3 protein-coding genes are annotated in these 5,341 nt (G+C 57.4%); 2 read left to right on the plus strand and 1 reads right to left on the minus strand.

Annotation, left to right across the window (positions count from 1 at the left end):
• On the plus strand, nucleotides 1-1,396 hold a 1,396-nt coding region (locus M0974_RS26775), incomplete at its 5' end, for a glucan biosynthesis protein G (RefSeq protein WP_297844255.1).
• Nucleotides 1,389-3,965 carry a glucans biosynthesis glucosyltransferase MdoH gene (gene mdoH, locus M0974_RS26780; RefSeq protein WP_297844258.1) on the plus strand — a complete coding sequence of 859 codons (2,577 nt, stop codon included), beginning with the start codon at nucleotides 1,389-1,391 and terminating at the stop codon, nucleotides 3,963-3,965. The genes M0974_RS26775 and mdoH, both read left to right, overlap by 8 nt.
• A gap of 167 nt (nucleotides 3,966-4,132) precedes the next feature.
• Here the strand turns inward: mdoH and M0974_RS26785 are convergent.
• Nucleotides 4,133-5,341, minus strand: a 1,209-nt coding sequence (locus M0974_RS26785) for a methyl-accepting chemotaxis protein (protein ID WP_297844261.1), incomplete at its 5' end; no start/stop codon positions are given.

The following is a 5,341-nucleotide window of genomic DNA, read 5'->3' on the forward strand; positions in this document are numbered from 1 at the left end:
AATCATGACCATGCTGGGCGCGAGTTACTTCCGCGTAATCGGCAAGGATCAGGTTTACGGCTTGTCTGCACGCGGCATGGCTATCGACACCGCGATGCCGTCTGGCGAAGAATTCCCGCGTTTCACCGAGTTCTGGATCGAGCGTCCAAACCCGGATGACAACCATATAGTGATCTACGCACTGCTGGATTCGCCACGTGCCACGGGCGCTTATCAGCTGACGCTGCGTCCGGGCACCAACACCTTGGTCGACGTCAAATCGCGTATGTTCTTGCGCGAAAAGGTCGGCAAGCTGGGCGTTGCTCCGCTGACCAGCATGTTCTTGTTCGGCGCCAATCAGCCGTCCAAGGTGCTCAACTACCGTCGCGAGTTGCATGACTCCAGCGGTCTGTCTATTCAGGCCGCCAACGGCGAGTGGATCTGGCGTCCTCTGAACAACCCGAAACACCTTGCCGTGAGCAATTTCTCGGTTGAAAACCCGCGTGGTTTCGGCCTGCTGCAACGTGGCCGTAACTTCAGCCACTACGAAGACCTTGATGATCGTTACGACAAGCGTCCAAGTGCCTGGATCGAGCCAAAAGGCGATTGGGGCAAAGGCACCGTCGATCTGACCGAAATCCCTACCGCAGACGAAACCAACGACAACATCGTTGCGTTCTGGCGGCCAGCCGTGGTTCCTGAACCAGGCCAGCCGATGGATTTCAACTACCGTATTCACTGGACCATGGACGAGAAATCGATCCATTCGCCGGACTTGGGTTGGGTTAAACAAACCCTGCGTTCCACGGGCGACGTCAAACAATCGAACCTGGTTCGTCAGCCTGACGGCAGCGTAGCGTACCTGGTGGATTTCGAAGGCCCGGTATTGGCCAAGTTGGGTGAAGACCCGGCAATTCGTAGCCAAGTGACTACGGACGACAACACCGACCTGGTGGAAAATAACCTGCGCTATAACCCAGTGACTAAAGGCTGGCGCTTGACCTTGCGTATTAAAGCCAAAGATACGAACAAGTCGCTCGACATGAAGGCGTACTTGCTTCGTGAAGTGCCTGCCGAGCCGGGTAAAGAGCCTGCAGCGATCGCTATAGTCGCCGACAAAGCTGACAAGAAAGCCCAGAAGAAGGCCGATATCAAGCCTGCTTCTGCACCCGCGCCGAAAGACGATAAAGCCGATGTTGCCAAGGCTGACGCGACCAAACCTGCCGATGCGAAGGCTGACGCAGCGAAAACAGATGCTGCAAAAACCGACGTAGCAAAGGCTGACACCGCGAAAGATAAAGATGGCAAAGAAACCCCGCAGCCTGCAACCGAAGCTGCCCCAACTAATCCAGAACCGGCCAAGAACATACAAGTCTTGACCGAGACCTGGAGCTACCAGTTGCCCGCCGATGAGTAATTCCCAGACCGTGCCAGTGTCTCTGAACGAGTACTTGGCACATTTACCGATGAGCGATGAGCAGCGGGCGGAACTCGCCAACTGCTCGACTTTCGCCGAGCTGCACGAGCGTCTTTCTACGCAGCCGGTAGCGGACGCGACCAACACTGCTCAGGCATCCGTTGGTCGCCGCCTGACGTTGACCACCGCTGACGAGCTGGAAGAGGCAGAAATGCTTGTTCTGGACGCCAGCGGTCGGGTTTGCCTCAAGGCAACCCCTCCGATTCGTCGGACCAAGGTTGTTCCTGAGCCGTGGCGCACCAACATTTTGGTGCGTATCTGGCGGCGGATGACCGGTCGCACCAATATTCCTGATCCGCCGAAGCGCGAGCTGCCTCAGGCACGTTGGCGGTTTGTAGGCTCGCTGCGCCGCTACATTTTGCTGGTGCTGATGCTGGGTCAAACCGTGGTCGCCAGCTTCTACATGAAAGGGATCATGCCGTACCAAGGCTGGTCGTTCGTGTCGTGGGAAGAAGTCTCGGGTCAGTCATTGACCCAAACGGCGTGGCAAGTGCTGCCTTACGCCCTGCAAACCAGCATTTTGTTGCTATTCGGGATTTTGTTCTGTTGGGTGTCAGCGGGTTTCTGGACGGCGCTGATGGGCTTTCTGGAACTGCTCACCGGGCACGACAAATACCGTATCTCCGGTGCTAGCGCTGGTGACGAGCCGATTGAAAAGGGTGCCCGAACGGCCCTCGTGATGCCGATTTGCAACGAAGACGTCGCTCGTGTGTTCGCCGGTTTGCGCGCCACGTTCGAGTCGGTCGCTGCTACCGGTGATCTGGATCGCTTTGATTTCTTCGTGCTCAGCGACACCAACGATACCGATATTGCGGTCGCCGAGCAGCAGTCGTGGCTTGACGTGTGTCGCGAAACCAATGGCTTCGGCAAGATTTTTTACCGCCGCCGCCGCCGTCGCGTCAAACGCAAAAGCGGCAACCTCGACGACTTCTGCCGTCGCTGGGGCGGTGAATACCGCTACATGGTCGTGTTGGATGCCGACAGCGTCATGAGCGGTGAATGCCTGACCAGCCTGGTGCGCTTGATGGAAGCCACGCCAGACGCCGGCATCATCCAGACCGCGCCACGGGCGTCGGGCATGGACACGCTTTATGCGCGCATGCAGCAATTCGCCACGCGGGTCTATGGTCCGCTGTTTACTGCCGGTTTGCACTTCTGGCAGCTGGGCGAATCCCACTATTGGGGCCACAACGCGATCATCCGCATGAAACCGTTTATCGAGCACTGCGCCTTGGCGCCGTTGCCCGGTAAAGGCGCTTTCGCTGGTGCGATTCTATCCCACGACTTCGTCGAAGCCGCGCTGATGCGCCGTGCCGGTTGGGGTGTGTGGATTGCTTACGATTTGCCAGGCAGCTATGAAGAATTGCCGCCTAACCTGCTGGATGAACTCAAGCGCGACCGTCGCTGGTGCCACGGTAACCTGATGAACTTCCGGTTGTTCCTGGTAAAAGGCATGCACCCGGTACACCGTGCAGTGTTTTTGACCGGCGTGATGTCGTACTTGTCGGCGCCCCTTTGGTTCTTCTTTTTGGTGCTGTCGACCGCGCTATTGGCGGTCAACACATTGATGGAACCGCAGTATTTCATGGCGCCACGGCAACTCTATCCGCTGTGGCCACAATGGCACCCGGACAAGGCCGTCGCGCTGTTTTCGACCACCATCGTGCTGTTGTTCCTGCCTAAGCTGTTGAGCATTATCCTGATCTGGGCCAAAGGTTCGGTTGGTTTCGGTGGTCGCATCAAAGTGACCCTGTCGATGCTCATGGAAATGTTTTTCTCGGTGCTGTTGGCACCGGTGCGGATGTTGTTCCATACCCGTTTTGTACTGGCCGCTTTCCTGGGCTGGGCCGCAACGTGGGACTCGCCGCAACGTGATGATGGCTCTACATCGTGGCTCGAAGCGACCAAACGCCATGGTCCACAGACATTGCTGGGCGCTTGCTGGGCTATTTTGGTGGCGTCGCTCAACCCAAGCTTCCTTTGGTGGTTGGCGCCTATCGTCGGTTCCTTGATGCTGTCGATTCCGGTCTCTGTGATTTCTAGCCGTGTCACCCTCGGCCTCAAGGCGCGGGACGAGAAGCTGTTCCTTATTCCTGAGGAATATGCGCCGCCGCAAGAGCTGATCGCGACTGATAAGTACAACCATGAAAACCGCTGGCATGCACTGAAACAGGGTTTCATTCGAGCGGTGGTCGATCCTCAGCAGAATGCGCTGGCGTGTGCCTTGGCCACGTCGCGGCACTTGCAATCGGATCCGGTTGAATGGACGCGCATTGAACGCGTTCGTCAGGCAATGAAGGCCGGTCCTGATGCGCTCAGTAACCACGAGCGTCTGATGCTCCTTAGTGATCCTGTCGCGTTGGCGCGTTTGCATGAGCAAGTCTGGAGCGAAGGTCACACTGAATGGCTATCGGCGTGGCGCGAGTCAGTCGCAGCTGATCCGCACGCACCGTTGTTGCCTTTACAGCCCGTTACTCACTCCATCGAGCGGCAACTGGTTAACGCCTGATAAGGTTCACTGAGTGAAATAAAAACGCCGTTGAGCTAATCCTCAACGGCGTTTTTGTATGTGGTGTTTAGTTTAACTGTGGGACCGAACTCATTCGGGAAGGCAACAACGCGATCATTCAGACAAACCGCGCTGCCTGCTTCCCGAATGAATTCGGTCCTTCAGTCCTACACCCGAAACCGCCCCAATAACCCCTGCAAATGAATACCTAATCGTGCCAGCTCAATGCTTGAGGCCGCCGTCTCCTCGCTGGCTGCGGCGGTTTGTCCGGAGATATCACGTACGTTCAGTATGCTGCGGGTGATCTCTTCAGCCACTGCAGATTGTTGTTCTCCCGCGGTGGCGATCTGTTGGTTCATGCTTTGGATCGTCGACACCGTACGGGTGATGTGCGCCAGCGCGCTGCCGGCACGGCGACTCAACTCGACGCTGCTGATGGTCAGGGTTCGGCTGCTATCGAGTGAGGCGGCGACCTGCTGAGTGCCGTTTTGCAACGCTGCAATAAGCTCTTCAATTTCCTCCGTCGATTGCTGGGTCCGTTGCGCCAGACTGCGGACCTCGTCAGCGACCACCGCAAATCCGCGCCCGGCCTCTCCCGCACGTGCTGCTTCAATGGCTGCGTTCAACGCCAGCAGGTTAGTTTGTTGGGAGACCGACTTAATCACGTCGAGCACGCTGCCGATTTTGTCGCTTTCGGTCGTGAGTTGCGTCATTGCCTGAGTTGAGTTATTGACCTCGGCGGCCAAACGCTCAATTTGAACGATGGCTTCGGACACGACCTCATCGCCCTCGCGCGCCTGCTGATCCGCTTGCGTGGCCGCTTGCGAAGCTTCTTCAGCATTGCGGGCGACTTCCATGACCGTAGCGGTCATCTGGTTCATTGCTGTCGCTACCTGATCGGTTTCATCCTTCTGAGCAGTGACGCCGACGCTGGTCTGCTCGGTGACCGCAGAAAGCTGTTCCGCAGCGCTGGCAATCTGCGTCACGCCGTCGCTAATCCCGCCGATGAGCGTGCGCAAGCTCAAGGTCATCTGCTGCATGCTGGTCTGCAATTGGCCCATTTCGTCGCTGCGATCGACTGTTAGGTTGTTGCTCAAATCGCCTTGGGCGATACGGCCTGCAGCGACCAACGTTTGTTGCAAGGGCACGATGATCTGCTGAGTCATTACCCAGGCGGCCAACAGTCCAAGGACTAATGCCAGACTGGCGACACTCACCAGCGTGGTGCGCGCCCGGGCAGACTCCACGTCGCGTTGGCTGATCTGACGGTTACTCAACTCAGTGCTCGATGCGAGCATTTTGTCCCCCAGCGCCTCCATCGTCTCTTGCGCGGCTTCGGTCTTGATCTGTGTGTCTTTGAACAGGCCGAGCTTGAC

Source organism: Pseudomonas sp. (assembly GCF_026224925.1).
Taxonomy (GTDB): Bacteria; Pseudomonadota; Gammaproteobacteria; order Pseudomonadales; family Pseudomonadaceae; genus Aquipseudomonas.

Excerpts from the sequence above, each read along its gene's own strand:
- mdoH (WP_297844258.1), top strand. The coding sequence starts at position 1,389 with ATGAGTAATTCCCAGACCGTGCCAGTGTCTCTGAACGAGTACTTGGCA.